Raw genomic sequence first — 1,234 nt, 5'->3', positions numbered from 1 at the left:
GGGAGCGTGTCACTTATGTTATGAGTATAAATACTGATAAAGACTACCATCACTTTTTTACCTATCATCAGTAAAATAGGCGATAATTATGCTCTCTTCCCACTTCCCACTTGAGATAGAATCATGACACCCGAACAACAACAGGCGATTAAAACACATCTAGATGCTATTTCTGCCATCCTTTATGCTGATTCTAATCCTGATGCCTTCCAGACACTAGAAGATATTGAACTTGCAGTCAGAGACCAAGTTTTGACTCATGTGACACCGCATATCGGCTTTTTTTTATCTGCTCAGCTACCGGTACAAAAGCCGGAAGAATCAAGACATTAAAAAGCACTCTCGGTAATTTAAGTATCACCCAGAAGCAAGCAGATAGACGCTTGCCTAGGTAGCCGTAGTCGGTTGAGTCCACATTTAGAAAACTGTTGCTTAAGACTGAGTGCCAATGTCTCTTATCAGCATGCAGCCCTAGATATTAAGTATCTAACGGGAGTGACTGTTCCGTCTAAAACACAACAGAGATTAGTACATTATCAAGACTTCCACCAGCCCATCGCCAGAGCAGATATTTTGGAGCTAAGTGCAGATGGTGGAAAAGTACGACTCAGGAGACCTCAAGGAGAAAAGTCTGAATGGAAAGACTATAAAGCAATTGTGTCAGAAGCTGGTATGGTGGCTAGTTTCAATAAAAATGATATCATCATTAATTGGGCAAATAAACAACCGCTAGCAAAACCTATAACTTGCTTGGGCGATGGACATGATGGAGTGTGGAATATATTTAAGGAAATCAGTTGTGAACAGAACAGAAGAGAAATTCTCGATTGGTATCATCTGAATCAAAATCTTCAGAAAGTAGGTGGTTCCATGAAGAGAATTAAGCAAGCAGAAGCATATTTGTGGAAAGGGAACGTAGAGAGCGCGGCAGCTCTATTTAGAAAGCTCAAGAAAACATCAGCAGTGAATTTTTGCAAATATCTAGAAAAGCACAAACAAAGGATTATCAACTATGAATTGTTCTCTATTGATGGCATCTGTTCAATTGGTTCAGGAGCGGTAGAATCAGGGATTAAGCAAATAGCCAGACGAATTAAAATATCAGGAGCTAGTTGGAAATCAGAACATGTGGGGCAAGTATTAGCTCCGAGTTGTGCTTACTTGAACGGGTTAATTGGAAATCAGGGAAAAACTTCATAAGTATAATTACTCACTGCAAAAGTGACATGCTCCC

Annotated in this window: 1 pseudogene; it reads left to right on the top strand. The window is 40.0% G+C overall.

Going from position 1 to position 1,234, the window contains the following annotated elements:
* Positions 1 to 123 precede the first annotated feature (123 nt).
* Positions 124 to 1,200 (top strand): annotated as a pseudogene (locus tag QUB30_RS33670) (ISKra4 family transposase).
* The last annotated feature ends 34 nt before the right edge of the window (positions 1,201 to 1,234 follow it).

Origin of the sequence: Microcoleus sp. BROC3 (assembly GCF_036702515.1) — a bacterium.
In the GTDB taxonomy this organism is placed as follows: domain Bacteria; phylum Cyanobacteriota; class Cyanobacteriia; order Cyanobacteriales; family Microcoleaceae; genus Microcoleus.
Note: the sequence above shows the minus strand (reverse complement) of the source record. Positions and strands in the feature narration are given on the sequence as shown.